Annotated in this window: 14 protein-coding genes; 9 read left to right on the forward strand and 5 right to left on the reverse strand. The window is 56.5% G+C overall.

What is annotated here, in order from left to right:
- Window positions 1–472: 472 nt before the first annotated feature.
- From mdh to lpdA, 6 genes are all read left to right on the forward strand, one after another.
- Window positions 473–1,438, forward strand: coding sequence for a malate dehydrogenase (gene mdh / locus QK300_RS07360; protein WP_281301059.1), 966 nt, complete (start codon window positions 473–475; stop codon window positions 1,436–1,438).
- Window positions 1,439–1,483: 45 nt separating this feature from the next.
- Window positions 1,484–2,653: an ADP-forming succinate--CoA ligase subunit beta gene (gene sucC / locus QK300_RS07365; RefSeq protein WP_281301060.1), complete on the forward strand. Its 1,170-nt coding sequence runs from the start codon at window positions 1,484–1,486 to the stop codon at window positions 2,651–2,653.
- 5 nt (window positions 2,654–2,658) lie between these two features.
- A complete protein-coding gene (gene sucD, locus QK300_RS07370; protein ID WP_042087115.1) occupies window positions 2,659–3,534 on the forward strand; it encodes a succinate--CoA ligase subunit alpha in 876 nt (291 codons plus the stop codon).
- Window positions 3,535–3,558: 24 nt separating this feature from the next.
- Window positions 3,559–6,468, forward strand: a complete 2,910-nt coding sequence (locus QK300_RS07375) for a 2-oxoglutarate dehydrogenase E1 component (RefSeq protein ID WP_281301061.1) — start codon at window positions 3,559–3,561, stop codon at window positions 6,466–6,468.
- A gap of 73 nt (window positions 6,469–6,541) precedes the next feature.
- Window positions 6,542–8,182 carry a 2-oxoglutarate dehydrogenase complex dihydrolipoyllysine-residue succinyltransferase gene (gene odhB / locus QK300_RS07380; RefSeq protein ID WP_281301062.1) on the forward strand — a complete coding sequence of 547 codons (1,641 nt, stop codon included), beginning with the start codon at window positions 6,542–6,544 and terminating at the stop codon, window positions 8,180–8,182.
- Window positions 8,183–8,227: 45 nt separating this feature from the next.
- The gene (gene lpdA, locus QK300_RS07385) at window positions 8,228–9,637 is read left to right on the forward strand and encodes a dihydrolipoyl dehydrogenase (RefSeq protein WP_281301063.1); all 1,410 of its coding nucleotides are present in this window, start codon (window positions 8,228–8,230) and stop codon (window positions 9,635–9,637) included.
- Here lpdA and QK300_RS07390 read toward each other — a convergent pair whose 3' ends face one another.
- The gene (locus QK300_RS07390) at window positions 9,638–11,170 is read right to left on the reverse strand and encodes a HAMP domain-containing sensor histidine kinase (RefSeq protein ID WP_281301064.1); all 1,533 of its coding nucleotides are present in this window, start codon (window positions 11,168–11,170) and stop codon (window positions 9,638–9,640) included. It abuts the gene before it with no gap.
- Window positions 11,171–11,331: 161 nt separating this feature from the next.
- Between QK300_RS07390 and QK300_RS07395 the strand changes: the two genes are divergently transcribed.
- From QK300_RS07395 to QK300_RS07405, 3 genes are all read left to right on the forward strand, one after another.
- Window positions 11,332–12,087 (forward strand): sulfite exporter TauE/SafE family protein, encoded by a 756-nt coding sequence (locus tag QK300_RS07395; RefSeq protein WP_281320831.1) that lies wholly within the window; start codon window positions 11,332–11,334, stop codon window positions 12,085–12,087.
- Between the two features lie 92 nt (window positions 12,088–12,179).
- Window positions 12,180–13,100, forward strand: coding sequence for a sulfite exporter TauE/SafE family protein (locus QK300_RS07400; RefSeq protein WP_281301066.1), 921 nt, complete (start codon window positions 12,180–12,182; stop codon window positions 13,098–13,100).
- Window positions 13,097–13,891: a TIGR02186 family protein gene (locus QK300_RS07405; protein WP_281301067.1), complete on the forward strand. Its 795-nt coding sequence runs from the start codon at window positions 13,097–13,099 to the stop codon at window positions 13,889–13,891. The genes QK300_RS07400 and QK300_RS07405 overlap by 4 nt, the downstream gene beginning before the upstream one ends.
- A 45-nt stretch (window positions 13,892–13,936) precedes the next feature.
- Here QK300_RS07405 and QK300_RS07410 read toward each other — a convergent pair whose 3' ends face one another.
- The 4 genes from QK300_RS07410 to accD form a co-directional block, all read right to left on the reverse strand.
- Window positions 13,937–14,614, reverse strand: a complete 678-nt coding sequence (locus QK300_RS07410; protein WP_281301068.1) for a hypothetical protein — start codon at window positions 14,612–14,614, stop codon at window positions 13,937–13,939.
- Window positions 14,615–14,715: 101 nt separating this feature from the next.
- Entirely contained in the window at window positions 14,716–14,982 is a 267-nt protein-coding gene (locus QK300_RS07415; protein ID WP_281301069.1) for a sulfurtransferase TusA family protein, read from the reverse strand.
- A 186-nt stretch (window positions 14,983–15,168) separates the two neighbouring features.
- A complete protein-coding gene (locus tag QK300_RS07420; protein ID WP_281301070.1) occupies window positions 15,169–16,500 on the reverse strand; it encodes a folylpolyglutamate synthase/dihydrofolate synthase family protein in 1,332 nt (443 codons plus the stop codon).
- 33 nt (window positions 16,501–16,533) lie between these two features.
- On the reverse strand, window positions 16,534–17,412 hold the full coding sequence (gene accD / locus QK300_RS07425; RefSeq protein WP_348651848.1) for an acetyl-CoA carboxylase, carboxyltransferase subunit beta: 879 nt from the start codon (window positions 17,410–17,412) through the stop codon (window positions 16,534–16,536).
- Window positions 17,413–17,416 lie beyond the last annotated feature (4 nt).

Here is a 17,416-nt window from a genome sequence, read left to right on the forward strand (position 1 = left end):
GCGTGCCCAGCCCTTCACGAGATGGACCCCGGCTCGGGGGCCGGGGTGACGCGGGGTGGGGGTGACGTTCCAAAACTTGTCATCCCGGGCCACGAATATCGTCATCCCGGGCGCAGACCCGGGATCCACTCTTTCCCACGCTTCGGCCCTTCACGAGATGGACCCCTGTGTGTTGGGGCTGTGATATGATGGGCTTTTGGCGTGCGTTTTTTTCATATTTTCAATCCTCAAGATCATAGATCCGTCGCGCCCGGCTTGAAAGCGCTATGTGGCAAAAGCGGCTACACGGTCCGCTCGCGGAAATGCGACTGACAAACATGCCACATCCTCTTGTGTATGGGGCGAAATCGCGCTAGGAACCCGGCTTGAAAACGCAGTTCAGCGCATGAGGGTGCCCGGGGTTCGGTGATTGCCCTCTCTCACTCTTGGCGATCCTATTCAAGGATTGCATGACCGAAGGAGCAGGCATCCTATGGCAAAGTCCAAAATCGCACTTATCGGCGGTGGCAATATCGGCGGCACGCTGGCCCATCTCGCCGCTTTGAAAGAATTTGGCGATGTCGTCATTTTCGATATCGTTGAAGGTCTGCCGCAAGGAAAGGCGCTGGATCTGGCGCAATCCGGCCCGATCGAGGGCTTTGATGGTGTGTTCAAGGGCACGCAGGATTATAAGGATATCGCAGGCGCCGATGTGGTGATCGTCACCGCCGGTGTGGCTCGCAAGCCGGGCATGAGCCGCGATGATCTTCTGGAAATCAATATCAAGGTGATGAAGGCGGTGGGTGAAGGGATCAAGGCCCATGCCCCCGATGCCTTTGTGATCTGCATCACCAATCCGCTGGATGTGATGGTTTGGGCCCTGCGCGAAATTACCGGCCTGCCGCATCACAAGGTGGTGGGCATGGCGGGCGTTCTTGATAGCGCGCGTTTCCGCCTGTTTCTGGCACAGGAATTTGATGTTTCGGTTGAGGATGTGACCGCCTTCGTGCTGGGCGGGCATGGCGATACCATGGCCCCCCTGATCCGCTATTCGACGGTGGCGGGCATCCCGGTTCCCGATCTGATCAAAATGGGCTGGTCGAGCCAGGAAAAGATCGATGCCATCGTTCAGCGCACCCGCGATGGCGGGGCGGAAATCGTCAAGCTTTTGAAAAACGGTTCGGCATTCTATGCTCCGGCTTCGGCGGCCATCGAAATGGCCGATAGCTATCTGAAGGATAAAAAGCGCGTGCTGCCCGCAGCGGCGCATCTCACCGGCCAATATGGGGTGAATGACCTTTATGTGGGTGTGCCGGTGGTGATTGGCGCAGGCGGGGTCGAGCGCGTGGTTGAAGTGCAATTGGCTGATGATGAAAAGGCCATGTTCGATAAATCCGTTGATGCCGTACGCGGCCTTGTTGATGCCGTAAAATCCATCGATCCGGACATCGGCGCCTGATTGGCTTTGGTGCCCGATCCATGCTCCTGACAGGGAAATGACTGCATGAATATTCATGAATATCAGGCGAAAAGCCTTTTAAAAACATATGGCGCGCCTGTTCTGGGCGGCGGCATTGCCTATACGGCGGCGGAAGCCGTTGAAGCGGCCAAGGCTCTGGGCGGCCCGGTGTGGGTTGTGAAGGCCCAGATCCATGCCGGTGGCCGTGGCAAGGGTGGCGGTGTGAAGGTTGTGAAATCCATCGATGAGGTGGAAGACGCCGCCCGCAAGATGCTGGGGATGCAGCTCATCACCCATCAGACCGGGCCGGACGGCAAGGAAGTGCGCCGGGTTTATATCGAAGATGGCTGCGCTATCGCCAAAGAACTCTATCTCTCGATTCTGGTGGACCGGGCGAGCGGTCGTCCGGCGATCATCGCCTCTACCGAAGGCGGTATGGATATCGAGGAGGTGGCGGCCAATACGCCGGAAAAAATCCTCACCCTCACCATCGATCCGGCCACGGGCCTGATGCCTTTTCATCAGCGCCGCATCGGTTTCAGCCTTGGGCTGGAAGGCGATGTTCTTAAAAAGGCGATGAAGGTTGTGAAATCCCTTTATCAGGCCTTCATCGATCTGGATGCCAGCCTTTTGGAAGTGAACCCGCTCGTTGTCACCAAAGACAATGATGTGGTGGTGCTGGATGCCAAAATGTCATTTGATGGCAATTCATTGTTTCGTCATGCCGATGTGCGCGAATTGCGCGATGAATCGGAAGAAGACGAAATGGAATTGCGTGCCGCCAAGCATGAGCTGAACTATATTCGCCTTGATGGCAGCATTGGCTGCATGGTGAATGGCGCCGGCCTTGCCATGGCCACCATGGATATCATCAAGCTCAGCGGTGGTTCGCCGGCCAATTTCCTTGATGTGGGCGGTGGTGCAACGAAGGAGCGGGTGACCGAAGCCTTCAAGATCATTTTGTCCGATGAAAATGTCGAGGCCATTCTGGTCAATATTTTCGGGGGCATCATGCGCTGCGATATCATCGCGGAAGGCATTATCACCGCTGCGCGCGAAGTGAACCTTACCGTGCCTTTGGTGGTGCGTCTTGCCGGGACCAATGTGGAACTGGGCAAACAGATGCTGAATGAATCCGGTTTGGCGATTACCGCCGCCGATGATCTTAATGATGCCGCCGTGAAAGCGGTCGCCGCTGCAAAAGGGGAGGCATAAGTCCAATGGCTATCCTCGTTGACAAGAATACCAAGGTTATCTGCCAGGGCTTCACCGGAAGCCAGGGGACCTTTCATTCCGAACAGGCGATTGCCTATGGCACCCATATGGTGGGCGGTGTTACCCCGGGCAAAGGCGGCAGCAAGCATCTGGATCTGCCGGTTTTCGATACGGTACATGATGCCCGGGCCAAAACCGGGGCCAATGCCAGCGCCATTTATGTGCCGCCGCCCTTTGCTGCGGATGCCATTTTAGAAGCCATCGATGCCGGGATAGAATTGATCGTGACCATCACCGAAGGCATTCCGGTGCTGGATATGGTGCGGGTGAAGCGGGCTTTGGCCCATTCCGGCTCGCGCCTTGTGGGCCCCAATTGCCCCGGTGTGATCACCCCCGATGCCTGCAAGATCGGCATCATGCCCGGCCATATCCATCGCCGGGGTTCGGTGGGCATCGTCTCGCGTTCGGGCACCCTCACCTATGAAGCGGTGGCGCAAACCACAGCCGCTGGTTTGGGGCAATCCACCTGTGTGGGGATTGGCGGCGATCCGGTGAATGGCACTAATTTCATCGATGTGCTGGATATGTTTTTGGCCGATGATGAAACGCAATCGATCATCATGATCGGCGAAATTGGTGGCTCTGCCGAAGAAGAAGCGGCAGACTTCCTTGCGCGGGCGAAAATCAGGAAGCCGATCGTTGGTTTCGTGGCGGGCAGAACCGCACCGAAGGGCCGCACCATGGGCCATGCCGGGGCGATTGTTTCGGGTGGCAAGGGCGGTGCTGAAGATAAGATCGAGGCGATGAAGGCAGCCGGGATCGTGGTTGCCGATAGCCCGGCTTCGCTGGGAACGACTTTGGTGGATGTTTTGAAGGGCTAAGCACAGCCTTAAGGAGGCTCATTGATGGGTCGGGATCACGAACTGCCGGATCTGTTTTCCGGTGCCAGCTCTGCTTTTATCGAATCACTTTATGATCGCTATGCGGCGGACCCGCAATCGGTTGATGAAAGCTGGCGTGCGTATTTCGACAAGCTGGAAAAAGGGGCGGCCAGCGCCCATCAGCAACCATCCTGGGCGCGGTCTGATTGGCCGCTTCGGGGGCCGGTCGATGATCTGACATCGGCCCTTGATCCCGGCTCGGTCGTTGCCGAAAAACCGGCGGCGACCAAAGCCGCCAAGGTCGAGCCTGAAAATGTGCGGGCGGCCACCCTTGATTCCATCCGCGCCCTGATGATGATCCGCGCCTATCGGGTGCGCGGCCATCTTTTGGCAAAGCTTGATCCCTTAGGCCTGGAAGATCGCCCTCGCCATGCCGAATTGATGCCGGAAACCTATGGCTTTGGTGAGGATGATCTGGATCGTCCGATCTATATCGGCCATGTATTGGGTCTTGAAACGGCAACCGTGCGCGAGATCATCACGATTGTTGAGCGCACCTATTGCCAGCATGTTGGTGTGGAATTCATGCACATCAACGAGCCGGAAGAAAAAGCCTGGATTCAAAATCGCATCGAAGGCCGGGACAAGGAAATTCAGTTCAGCCGCCGGGGCAAGCTGGCGATCCTGCGCAAGTTGATCGAGGCTGAACATTATGAAAAATTCCTTGGCAAGAAATATACCGGAACCAAGCGTTTCGGGCTTGATGGTGCCGAAGCCATGGTGCCTGCCCTTGAGGGGGTGATCAAAACCGGTGGCCAGAATGGGGTGAAGGAAATCATTCTGGGGATGCCCCATCGCGGGCGTTTGAATGTTCTCGCCAATGTGATGCAAAAGCCCTATCGCCAGATTTTTCATGAATTTCGCGGCGGTGCGGTGAACCCCGAAGAGGTGGAAGGCTCGGGCGATGTGAAATATCATCTGGGCACATCATCGGATCGTGCCTTTGATGGCAATAATGTTCATCTGTCTTTATCGCCCAACCCATCCCATCTTGAAGCCGTGGATCCGGTGGTGCTGGGCAAGGCCCGGGCCAAGCAAACCCAGCGCAATGATAAAGAGCGGGGCGAGGTTTTATCGCTGCTTTTGCATGGCGATGCGGCATTTGCCGGCCAGGGTTTGGTGGCGGAATGTTTGATGCTTTCGGGCTTGCGGGGCTACCGCACCGGCGGCACCGTGCATTTCATCGTCAATAATCAGATCGGCTTTACCACATCCCCGTCTTATTCGCGCTCATCGCCCTATCCATCCGATGTTGCGAAAATGGTGCAATCGCCAATTTTTCATGTGAATGGCGATGATCCTGAAGCGGTGGTGTTCGCTGCCAAGGTGGCCACCGAATTCCGGCAGGAATTCAAGAAAGACGTGGTGGTGGATATGTTCTGCTATCGGCGTTTTGGCCATAATGAAGCCGATGAGCCCGCCTTTACCCAGCCTTTGATGTATGCGGCGATCAAGAAGCATGTCTCGGTTACCCAGATTTATGCGGATCGGTTGAAGGCGGAAGGCATCCTCAGCGATGAGGAATTCAACGGCTGGGTCGATGAATATCATGCCATGCTCGAAGATGAGTTTGAGGCCGGAAAATCCCATAAGCCCAATAAAGCCGATTGGCTGGAAGGCCGCTGGACCGGATTTGCCCAACCCGAAGCCGCCAATTTGGCCCGTCGTGCCGATACCGGCGTGGATGAAGGTACCCTCCACGCGGTTGGGAAGGTTTTGACCGAAGTGCCGGATGGATTTCACATCCATCGCACTTTGCGCCGGATTCTGGATGCAAAAGATCAGATGCTGGAAACCGGCGAAGGCATCGATTGGGCGACGGCGGAAGCGCTGGCCTTTGGCACCTTGCTGTCTGAAGGCTATCATGTGCGCCTGTCGGGCCAGGATTCGGGCCGGGGCACCTTTTCCCAGCGCCATTCGGTATGGGTCGATCAGCGCTCTGAAACCCGCTATATTCCCCTTGATCAGGTGAAAAAGGGCGCCCATTTCGAGGTGCTCGACAGCCCGCTTTCCGAAGCCGGGGTGTTGGGCTTTGAATATGGCTATACGCTGGCCGAGCCGATGGCGCTGGTTTTATGGGAAGCGCAATTTGGCGATTTTGCCAATGGTGCGCAGGTGATCATCGATCAGTTCATCGCTTCGGGCGAAGCCAAATGGCTGCGCATGTCGGGATTGGTGATGCTGCTGCCCCATGGCTATGAGGGCCAGGGGCCCGAGCATAGCTCGGCGCGGCTTGAGCGGTATCTGCAATTATGCGCCGAAGATAATATGCAGGTGGCCAATTGCACCACACCGGCCAATTATTTTCATATCCTGCGCCGCCAGATGCATCGCAAATTCCGCAAGCCTTTGATTATCATGACGCCGAAATCCTTGCTGCGGCACAAGCGCGCCACATCCAAATTGGCGGATATGGGGCCCACCACGCAATTCCACCGGATTTTGCGCGATGATGCCGAAATGATCCCCGGCTCGACCCTGAAACTGAAAAAGGCTGACCAGATCAAGCGCGTGATCCTGTGTTCGGGAAAGGTTTATTTCGATCTGCTTGAAGCGCGTGAATCCCGCAATCAGGATGATAGCGTGATCTTGCGGATCGAGCAGCTTTATCCCTTCCCTCATGAAACATTGGTGGATGAATTGAAGCGCTATAAAAATGCCGAGCGGGTGATCTGGTGTCAGGAAGAGCCAAAGAATATGGGGGCCTGGTCCTATATCGAACCGCATATCGAACAGGCGATGAAAGAGGCCGGCAGCGCCCGGGATCGGCCGCTTTATGCCGGTCGTCATGCCACCGCATCAACGGCGACGGGGCTGGCCTCACGTCATGTCTCGCAGCAGGAAAAATTGCTTGATGAGGCCTTGAGCCTTTAACAGCGCATACAGATTATCGCATCAAACGCCGCCCCAAAAAGGCGATCAGGAACAGAACAAGGAGCACGAACAGATGGCCGAGGACATTCGCATTCCAAGCCTTGGTGAATCCGTCACCGAAGCCACCATCGCCAAGTGGCTGAAGGCAGAGGGCGAAGCGGTCGAAGCCGATGAGCCGGTGGTCGAGTTGGAAACCGACAAGGTGTCGATGGAGGTCAATGCACCCGTGGCGGGGGTCTTGACTGAACAGCTTGTGAAAGAAGGCGAGAGCGTTGAGGTGGGGGCCTTGATCGGCAAGATCGACCCGGACGCCAAGGCCGAAAAATCCGCCGCAAAAAAAGAAACGTCCAGCAAGGCATCGTCCAGCAAAGCCGCGCCATCCCGGTCATCTGATGCCGATGACGCGGATGATGATGACGCCGATGAAGCCAGCGGCGAACTGGTGGATATCATCGTGCCGGAAGCAGGCGAATCGGTGACCGAAGCCGGTTTGGGCGGCTGGTTGAAGGCAAAGGGCGATGCGGTGAAAGCCGATGAGCCGATTGCCGAGCTTGAAACCGATAAAGCGGCGATGGAGGTGAATGCCCCGGTCTCTGGCGTTTTGGTAGAGCTTTTGGTTGAAGAAGGGGCAACGGTGCATCCCGGCGATGTGATCGGGCGCATCGAAAAGGGGGCCAGTGCTTCCAAATCGGCCGCCAAGGCGGGCTCGAAACAGGATAGCAAAGCGGCCTCAGAATCCGATGCTGAAAAGAGCGAAAAAGCCTCGGCGGCTTCATCCAAGACATCGGATGCGAAACCCGATGCCAACCAGCCCATGGCCCCGGCGGTGCGGCGCTTGCTGGCGGATTATCATCTCGATCCGGCGTCTATCACGGGTTCGGGCAAGGATGATCGGCTGACCAAGGCCGATGTTTTGAAAGCCATTGAAAATGGCTCGGCCCGCACCTTGGGCAGCCAATCGGCCTCAGGCGGCCAGGCTTCTTCGGGAAAGGCCTCCGAGACGGCGCCGGAAGCCCCGCGCGAAGAACGGGTGCCGATGACCCGGATGCGCAAGCGGATTGCCGAGCGTTTGAAGGATGCCCAGAATACGGCGGCGATGCTCACCACATTCAATGATGTGGATATGTCGGCGGTGATGGCGTCGCGCAATCAATATAAGGATCTGTTTGAAAAGAAGCATGGCATCAAGCTGGGCTTCATGTCGTTTTTCGTTCACGCGGCGGTTCTGGCTTTGCGCGAAGTGCCGGGGGTCAATGCCCGCATCGATGGCGACGAGATCGTTTATCAGAATTTCTACAATATCGGCGTTGCCGTATCGGCCCCCACCGGGCTTGTGGTTCCGGTGGTGCGCAATGCGGATCAATTGTCTTTTGCCGATACCGAAAAAGCGATTGTGGAGTATGGCCGCAAGGCCCGCGATGGCAAGCTGGCGGTGAATGATCTGACGGGCGGCACCTTTACCATCTCGAATGGCGGGATTTTTGGTTCGCTTTTATCCACGCCCATCCTCAATGCCCCGCAATCGGCAATTTTGGGGATGCATCGGATCGAAGAACGCCCGGTGGCGATCAAGGGTCAGGTGGTGATCCGTCCGATGATGTATCTGGCCTTGTCTTATGATCATCGCCTGATTGATGGACGCGAAGCCGTGACCTTCCTTGTGCGGATGAAAGATGCCATCGAGGATCCAAGCCGTCTTTTGCTTGATCTTTAATCGGGCTTCCCAAAGCCTGCGACCCCCTTCAAACGGAGAGACTTTATGGCAGATGAATTTGATCTTATCGTGATTGGTGCAGGCCCGGGTGGCTATGTTGCGGCCATCCGCGCAGCCCAATTGGGGCTGAAAACCGCTTGTGTGGAAAAGCGCGGCACCTTGGGCGGCACCTGCCTTAATGTTGGCTGTATTCCCTCCAAAGCCCTGCTTCATGCGTCAGAGCTTTATGAAGAAACCGCAGGCGGCCACCTTAAAAAATGGGGGATCGGCCTTGGCAAGGTCAGCCTTGATCTTGATGCGATGCTGAAAGCCAAGGATGAATCCGTGGCTGGCCTCACCAAGGGCGTTGAAGGCCTGTTCAAGAAGAACAAGGTTGAATGGGTGAAGGGCAGCGCTCAATTCAAGGACAAGCAAACGATTGCGGTGTCGCTGACCGAGGGTGGCAAGCGCGAGTTGAAGGCGAAGAACATCATCATCGCCACGGGTTCGGATATTGCCAGCCTGCCCAATATCACTTTGGATGGGGAGCGCATCGTTGGCTCGACCGAAGCGCTGTCTTTGCCATCGGTTCCCAAACATCTGCTGGTGATTGGCGGCGGCTATATCGGGCTTGAGCTTGGCTCGGTCTGGCGGCGTTTGGGGTCTGAAGTGACGGTGATCGAATATATGGATCGGATTTTGCCGGGCATGGATCAGGAACTGGCAAAGGCTTTCGAGCGCATCATCAAAAAGCAGGGCGTGACCATTCGCACCGGAATGAAGGTGACAGGCGTTGAAGCCCTGAAAACCAAGGCCAAAGTAACGGTGGAGCCAGCCAAGGGCGGGGAGAGCGAACAGATCGATGCCGATGTGGTTCTGGTTTCGGTGGGCAGGAAACCGCACACGGATAGCCTTGATCTTGAAAAAGCCGGGCTGGAAACCGATGAACGCGGGCGGATCGATATCAATGATGATTTCTCAACCCATGTGCCCGGCATCTGGGCGATTGGCGATGTGGTGAAAGGCCCGATGCTGGCCCATAAGGCCGAGGATGAAGGCCTTGCCTGCGCCGAAAATATCGCCGGGCTGACCGGGATCGTCAATCATGATGTGATCCCCAGCGTGATGTACACCATGCCGGAAGTGGCCAGTGTGGGGAAAACCGAGGAAGAGCTGAAGGCGGCGGACATCGCCTATAGCGTTGGAAAATTTCCCTTCATGGCCAATTCGCGCGCCAAAACCAATGGTGATACCGAAGGTTTCGTGAAAATATTGGCGGATAAGGAAACCGATCGCGTGCTGGGCGTGCATATCATCGGCAGCATGGCCGGAACCCTGATCGCCGAAGCCGCTTTAGCGATGGAATTTGGAGCCAGTTCGGAAGATATTGCCCTTACCTGCCATGCCCATCCCACCCATTCCGAAGCGGTGAAAGAAGCGGCTTTGGCCGTGCATCAGCGGGCCATTCATATGTGATCAGGACGACATCACCGTTGACGGTGGCGTTTTCTTAAGATCGAATTCAAGGCGCTGAGGGGGGAAGAGCACAGTGGCGATGGTGCCCCCCCTCTGGTTGAGTCCGGGGCCGGTTTCAGAACCGGTTTCAGAACTGAGCCAGGCCTCGCCATCGTGCAAATGCATCAAGCGGCGCACCAGCGGCAGGCCGGTGCCGGTGCCTGCCGCCTTACGCGCCAGATCATCATCCAGTTGTTTGAAGGGCTCGAACACCAGATCCTGGGCCTGTTGGGGAATGCCTTCCCCCTGATCGCGGATATCGATGCGATAGCCCGCCTTGTCAAATTGGGCGCTGATGGTGATCGAGCCCTTTTCCGGCGAGAATTTGATGGCATTATCCAAAAGATTGGACAAAATCACCCGCAAAGCCCGGCGTTCGGCACATAAAAAAACAGGCTCAAGGGGTAATTTCAGAATGATCGCCAAGGATTTGGCATCTGCCTTCATTTGATGAAGGGAGATGACGTCGCGGATCACGTCGCCGGGATAGAGCCGTTCTTCGCGCAGATGATAGCGCCCGGCCTCGATTTTTGAAATATCAAGCAGATTATCGATGAGTTCCTGCAGGTTCAGCCCGCTTTCATGGATAAAGCCGGCATAGCTGCGCAGGGTTTCGATGTCGGTGTTATTCTTGGCCACGCGGATCAGATCGGCAAAGCCGATGATCGCGTTCAGGGGGGTGCGCAATTCATGGCTCATCATCGCCAGAAATTGTGATTTCGAACGGCTGGCCGATAAGGCTTCCATCTCGGCGGCTTTAAGCTGCTGGGCCGATTGGCGGAAACGATCCAGCGTACGGGCAAAATCGCCAAATTCATCGGATCGATCAAGGCTGGAAATTCTGGTATCGATCTCGCCCCGGGCCAGTTCCTGCACGCTGGCATGAAGCCGCCCCACACGATTGGCGATAAAAAGCGCGGTCCAGGCTGAATAAAGCGTGGTCACAAGGCCGGTCATCCACAAAAGGCTGGTGAGGGCAATCACCAAACGGCTGTTGAGGATATTCACACTGCTGTCGATCTGGTTGATCTGGCGGTTGAAATCGGTGATCAGGGGGGCGAGGCGATCGGCATCGCTATAGGATTTGCCAGCATCTGAAGGAAGCCCTGTCGCCCCATCAGGCTCCTGATGATCGAGGATCTGCAATATCGCCTCAGCGGTTTGCACGCTTTGCTGGCAAGCCTGAACAAGATCATCCGGCGCCAATAAACGCAAGGGCAACCCCACCGGGCGGGTCATGGTCAGGGTACAAGACGCCCCCCATGCCCGAATATTTTGCGCCAGATCCTTTGCTTTGTCATGGAAGATGGCGTTTTCAGGTCTGGTCTCGACCAGATGATCCAATTGTTTGATATCACGAATCTGCTGAAAACTTAATCGATGCAGGATACCGCCATCTTTTTGCAGATGGGTGGCGGTCATGGCCAGCAAAGTAAAGACGATGATCGCCAATCCCACCGAAAGCAATCGTGCCCGCACCGATAACATCATCATGGACCACACTTATACATTGAAGAACTTTCGGTAGCCTACATACCATGAGATGATAAAAAGGCGTGCGTCATATTCCATCACATTTGCGTCAAATTGTTTCATTTTGTAAAGAACCTAAAATTGTCTATGCATGTTAAATCCCTCAATTGACTGGATGAATGATGGATCTTTGGCTCCTTCCCTTTCTGAGCCTGGCCGGAATTGCCGCAGGGTGGCTGAATGTGATGGCCGGCGGCGGCTCGATGATCAGCGTTTTGACGATGGTGTTTTTGGGCATTCCCGGGCCATTGGCCAATGGCACCTTTCGCGTGGCCATCGTGGTTCAGAATATCACCGCAGTCACCAGCTTCCGGCGGCGGGGCTTTTCTGATTTCCGCTTGTCGTTCAGCCTGGCCATGGCGGCGTCGGTGGGGGCGATTGGCGGGGCGATGATCGGGGTTAATCTTAGCGGCCCGTGGTTCAATCGCGTTCTGGGGGCAGTCATGATCCTGGTGCTGATCCTGATGGCCACCGGCGGCAATGGCCAGACATCCGTGCAGGATGATCAGCCATCACCGGCGCGCAATCTGCTGGCGGGCCATCTTTTGATGATTTTGGCGGGCATCTGGGGGGGCTTCATCCAGATTGGTGTGGGCTTTTTGCTGATGCCGATTTTATCGCGGGTGATGGGAATCGATCTTGTGCGGGTCAATATGCACAAAGTGTTTATCGTTTTGGTTTATACCTGTTCTGCACTGGCGGTTTTTGCCAGCCAATCTCAGGTTTTGTGGAGCGCCGGGCTGGCTTTGGCTTTGGGTCATGCTGTGGGGGCCTGGCTTGGGGTGCGCTCTTCGGTTCTGGTTGGCGATGTGTTGATCAAGCGGGTGTTCATGCTGGCGATCATTGCTTTGGTTATTAAACTGATCTTTTTTTCCTGATGCGCGGCCAGCCCTTTGTTGCACTGCCGCAGCTAAGGGAGTACTGAATTAAAGTGGTTTCATCCCATATTTTTTGAGGTTTAAAAGGCACCATGCCCCTCTATCTGCCAATCGCAGAGATGTCGCTCAATATCTTTTTGGTGATTGGCCTTGGTGCGGCTGTTGGATTTTTATCCGGCATGTTTGGCGTGGGCGGCGGTTTTTTGATGACCCCCCTGCTGATTTTTTCCGGTGTACCGCCAGCGGTTTCGGTGGCGACCGGGGCCAATCTCATCACCGCTTCATCGGTGACCGGGGCCATCACCCATTGGCGGCGCGGCGGTGTGGATTTAAAGCTCGGCAGCGTTCTGATTGCGGGCGGCGCCGTGGGTTCGGTGCTGGGCACCTGGCTTTTTGCCTATCTCAGTCGCATTGGGCAGGTGGAATTGATGATCTCGCTCAGCTATGTGCTGTTTTTGGGATCGATCGGCGGGCTGATGCTGCGGGAAAGCGTGGCGGCCCTTTTGCGCAGCCGCAAAGGTATGGCGCGCCGCCCCGCCAAGCGTGGGGGGCGGGCATGGCATCATCGCCTGCCTTTCAAGATGCGCTTTCGCAAATCGCGGCTGTATATTTCGGTGCTGTTGCCTTTGGTGATTGGCGCTTTGGTGGGGCTGCTGGCGGCCATTTTAGGGGTTGGCGGCGGGTTCATCATGGTGCCCGCAATGATCTATATTTTGGGCATGCCCACCAATGTGGTGGTCGGCACATCGCTCTATCAGATCATTTTCGTGACCGCGATCATCACCTTTCTCCATGCCGTACAAACCCAGACGGTGGATGTGATTTTGAGCCTGCTGCTTCTGGTGGGGGCGGTTTTCGGGGCGCAATGGGGCGCCCGCATCGGCATGAAGCTGAAGGGCGAGCAATTGCGGGCCTTGCTGGCCTTGATCGTTCTGGGGGTTGGGGTGCGCATGGGTTGGGGATTGGTTGTGCCCCCCGATGATCTCTATTCGATTATGGCGGTGATGCCATGATGGCCCGAACCCTAAAGCAGGGCTTTGGGCGGCGATCCTTGGCCAGCCTGCTTCTGGTGGTGGCGTCATGGTTATCGATTTCCTGTGTGCCCTCGGCCAGCGGGCAGGGGCTGGTGACCGATATCAGCAAGGATATCGTTGATCTGCGCTATGATTTTGCGGGGGCGGATCTGCTGTTGTTTGGTGCCTTGTCGGATATGGGGGGGCTATCGGATCAGATCGATATCGTGGTCAGCATCACCGGCCCCACCGAAGATATGCGGGTGCGGAAAAAAGAAAGGGTTGGCGGGCTGTGGATTAATCATAGCGCGGCGATCATTCGCGCCGCCCCGGGCTATTATGCCCTGAGCAGCACAAGGCCGCTCGAAGAGATCAGTGCGCAAGAGGCTTTATCCCGGCTGGCTTTGGGGGCGGATCATCTGCCCCTTGATATCGATCTGGCACCATCGGCGGAGCGCATGGCTTTCCGCGAAGGCTTCATTCGCAATATGGTCAGAGCCGGGCTTTATCGGCTGGATGAAGATCGGGTGAGCCTGATCGGCCAGACGCTTTTTCGCACGGCGGTGCGCCTGCCCTCCAATGTGCCCGAAGGGCTTTTCGATGCGCGGGTGGTGGTGTTTGCCGATGGGGTGGTGATTGCCGAAGATGTGATTGATATTGCGGTGGGCAAAACCGGCTTTGAACGCGCGGTCTATCAGGTCGCACGCAATGATCCGGCGATCTATGGCCTTTCGGCGGTGCTGATTGCTTTATTGGCGGGCTGGGCGGCGGGATTTTTATCGCGCCGTTGATTGTTGCACAGTTGATTGCTGCGCCCTTGAAAAGGGTTCATGCCTTTATTGCGGCTGTAGCATATCGATCCCGCCTTCGGATCGCGGGGCTTCGGGGGCAAGCCTGCCCGCGCTGGGCGGCTGCCAGATTGTGCTTTGCCATTGATTGGCAAGGGCATCCCCTTTGGCAAGGGTCTCGGCATCCAAAGCTTTTAGGATCGCGGCTTGTTGCGCAGGGGTGAGCGCATAGGAAAAACCCGGCTTTTTGCGGGCGGGGTTTTTTTCATAAAGGCTGAACCACATCGCCGCTTCGGTTTTATTGGCGATATCGCCGGGGCCGGTGGCATAAAGATGGGCCAAAAGGCCCTGGGCCTCGGGGGCACCGGCTTCCGCCGAACGGCGCAGCCAGATCAGCCCTTCAAGCCAATCGGTATTGGTGATGCTGGGCGTGGCTATGCGCAACAGACAATCGGCCAGATGATATTGTGCCAGTTCAAAGCCACCACCGCGATTGGCCAGCCGATAAAATAAGGGCATGGCCCCATTGCAATTGCCATTGCGCTTCATCTCGATAGCCTGGCTATAAAGGCGCGAGGAAATATCCACAGTGGGGATCTGCGATAGCCTTTCGGTCATATTATCGCGGGCGCGGCGCTGATCAGCGGGGCTGTTCGAAGCGCAGGCGGATAGCGTGATGGCCGCGAGCAGGGGCAGAAAAATGCTCCGAAAAAGCCCTGTCGTCATGATATGAATATCCCCATCCTTATGAAAGGCAGAAAACCTGACACTCGCTATCGGGTCCGCCTGATGTTCAGATTTTCATCTATCATGAAGAGAAGGGAAAGTCAGCTTGCATGCTGCAAAAAGGCGTGGGTGGTGTTTTTTGGGGAGGCATCGCCCCGGGCCAGCTCGAAATAAAAGCACGGGCCTTTTTGCCGGGCCATGATCAGCCGGTGCCCGGCCTGTTCGCAAAAAGCGGGAAGGACCATCACCAGATCGGGATCATCAGCCACCACCATCAGCACATCATCATGCGCCATGGCGGATAAAGCCCGGCGAATTTTCAAAATGGGGAGGGGTGCTTTCAGGCCGGTTACATCGATCTGCTGCATTGGTTATACATCCAATTGTCGTTTCAGGGTCTGGCAGTGGAAAAGGCCGCGCCTGAAGCCTTTATCCGGGGTTTTGCCTGATCTGTTTTTTCTTCTGCTCCCATCATAAACGGCAAATCTCAACGTCGTCTTAATGGCACCGGGATGCGATCAAAAAGCCGGACTAAAAAGGGTCATGAAAAGCGTTCAATCCGGGATCTGGCCGTTTTCCGCCAGAACTTCGCCTGCCAGATAAAGCGATCCGGTGATCAGCACCAAAGGGGGCTCGGCGGATGCTTCATGGGCAATGGCATCAAGGGCACCGGCCACACCAGAAGCGACCAGCCCGCGCAGGCCGCATTGGCTGGCGGCGGTGGCGATCTTAGAGGGTGCACAGGGATGCTCGGCAGATGGGATGGGCACCCCGTAAACCGTTTGCACCAAACCCTGTAAAGGCTTGATGAAGCTCGATGGATCGCGATTGCCCATCATCCCGATGATGGCGATGATCGGCCGGGTTTCGGGGGCCATCTGCAAAAGGGCGGCCCGCAGGATGCGCGCGGCGGCGGGATTATGCCCCCCATCCAGCCACAGATCGGCCCCGGGGGGCAGGCGATCCACCAAAGGCCCGGCTTCCAGCTTTTGCAGCCGCCCCGGCCAGCGCACCCAGCCCAAACCCGCGCGCAGGGCGGCCAGGGGTATATCCACCGCCTGCTGTGCGCGCAAAAGGGCGATGGCGATCCCGGCATTGGCCGCCTGATGCGGGCCGTGTAAAATGGGCGCGGGCAATTCCAGCCGATCTTTTTGATCCTGATAAAGCAGCTTCATCACCCCGGCTTTATCTTTATGCAGGGCTGCGCGCCAATCGCGCCCATAAATCTGATAAGGGGCCGACAGGCTTTGGGCCGTTTGTTGCAAAACAGCCGCCGCCTGCGCGGTTTGCGGGCCAAAGATCGCGGGCACATGGGGCTTGATGATCCCCGCCTTTTCCGTCGCGATCTGATCCAGACGATTGCCCAGAAAAGACTGGTGATCAAGGGATATGGGGGTGATGGCAATGGCGGCGGGGCGATCGATCACATTGGTGGCATCCAGACGCCCGCCTAAGCCCACTTCCAAAAGGCACAGATCGGCGGGCACCCGCGCAAAAGCCAGAAAAGCCGCCGCCGTGGTGATTTCAAAAAAGGTAATGGGGGCGCCCGCATTGGCCTGTTCCACCTCATCGAGCAAAGCCACCAAAGTCTCATCATCAATGAGGCGGCCCTGAATGCGGATGCGTTCGTTAAAGCGCACCAGATGCGGCGAAATATAGCTATGAACGCGCAAGCCCGCGGCTTCGGCCATGGCCCGGCAGGTGGCCACCACCGATCCCTTGCCATTGGTGCCCGCCACATGCAAAACCGGCGGCAGGCTGAGATGGGGATTGCCCAGCTTTCCCAACAGATCGATGATCCGCCCCAAAGACAGATCAATGACCTTGGGATGCAGGGCACCAAGGCGCCCCAGCGCCTGTTCCACCGATTGTCGTGATGGGCTCACCCCGTTTTCCCCTTGCTGTTATGGAACAGGGGATTATTGCACGGCATCATTGAGAACGGGGCGGTGCTTTTCCATCAGCAAAGAAACCAGCCTGCGCAAAGTGGCGCGCATTTCGTGGCGATGAACCACCATATCCACCATGCCATGATCCAGCAGATATTCCGCCCGCTGAAAGCCTTCGGGCAATTTTTCGCGGATGGTTTGCTCGATCACCCTTTGCCCGGCAAAACCGATCAGCGCCCCCGGCTCGGCAATATGCACATCCCCAAGCATGGCATAGGATGCCGTCACCCCGCCGGTGGTGGGATCGGTAAGAACGACGATATAAGGCAGGCCCGCTTCTTTGACCATATCCACCGCCACGGTGGTGCGCGGCATCTGCATCAGGGATAAAATCCCTTCCTGCATCCGGGCGCCGCCCGCTGCCGAAAACAAAATGAGCGGGGCTTTGCTGGCAATGGCTTCTTCGGCAGCGCGGACGATGGCTTCGCCCACGGCCATCCCCATGGAGCCACCCATGAAGAAGAAATTCTGCACCAAAATCACCGAGGTCACGCCGCCCAATGACCCCTTGGCAAGCTGCACGGCATCCTGATCGCCCGAGGCATTGCGGGCTTCCTTCAAGCGATCCGTATAGCGCCTTGTATCGCGGAATTTCAGGGGATCGTCTTTCACCGCAGGCAGCTTCAAAAGTTCGTAACGGCTTTCATCAAACAGGGCATCAAAGCGATCCTTGGGGCCGATGCGATCATGGAAATCACAATTCGAGCAAACCTTCAGCGCCGCCACATAATCGCGATGAAAGATCATCTGACCGCAGGATTTGCATTTATGCCACAGATTATCGGGTGATTCTCTTTTTCTGATCACCTTCGACAAGCGCGGTTTCACATAATCGGTCAACCAGTTCATCATT

Source organism: Iodidimonas sp. MBR-22, from assembly GCF_029946565.1.
In the GTDB taxonomy this organism is placed as follows: Bacteria; Pseudomonadota; Alphaproteobacteria; order Sphingomonadales; family Rhodothalassiaceae; genus Iodidimonas; species Iodidimonas nitroreducens.

Bases quoted from the DNA above. Each gene is read 5' to 3' on its own strand.
- QK300_RS07415 (WP_281301069.1), bottom strand. From the start codon at position 14,982: ATGCAGCAGATCGATGTAACCGGCCTGAAAGCACCCCTCCCCATTTTG.
- mdh (WP_281301059.1), top strand. From the start codon at position 473: ATGGCAAAGTCCAAAATCGCACTTATCGGCGGTGGCAATATCGGCGGC.
- QK300_RS07410 (WP_281301068.1), bottom strand. From the start codon at position 14,614: ATGACGACAGGGCTTTTTCGGAGCATTTTTCTGCCCCTGCTCGCGGCC.
- lpdA (WP_281301063.1), top strand. From the start codon at position 8,228: ATGGCAGATGAATTTGATCTTATCGTGATTGGTGCAGGCCCGGGTGGC.
- accD (WP_348651848.1), bottom strand. From the start codon at position 17,412: ATGAACTGGTTGACCGATTATGTGAAACCGCGCTTGTCGAAGGTGATC.
- QK300_RS07390 (WP_281301064.1), bottom strand. From the start codon at position 11,170: ATGATGATGTTATCGGTGCGGGCACGATTGCTTTCGGTGGGATTGGCG.
- sucC (WP_281301060.1), top strand. From the start codon at position 1,484: ATGAATATTCATGAATATCAGGCGAAAAGCCTTTTAAAAACATATGGC.
- QK300_RS07395 (WP_281320831.1), top strand. From the start codon at position 11,332: ATGGATCTTTGGCTCCTTCCCTTTCTGAGCCTGGCCGGAATTGCCGCA.
- QK300_RS07400 (WP_281301066.1), top strand. From the start codon at position 12,180: ATGCCCCTCTATCTGCCAATCGCAGAGATGTCGCTCAATATCTTTTTG.
- QK300_RS07375 (WP_281301061.1), top strand. From the start codon at position 3,559: ATGGGTCGGGATCACGAACTGCCGGATCTGTTTTCCGGTGCCAGCTCT.
- QK300_RS07405 (WP_281301067.1), top strand. From the start codon at position 13,097: ATGATGGCCCGAACCCTAAAGCAGGGCTTTGGGCGGCGATCCTTGGCC.
- sucD (WP_042087115.1), top strand. From the start codon at position 2,659: ATGGCTATCCTCGTTGACAAGAATACCAAGGTTATCTGCCAGGGCTTC.
- odhB (WP_281301062.1), top strand. From the start codon at position 6,542: ATGGCCGAGGACATTCGCATTCCAAGCCTTGGTGAATCCGTCACCGAA.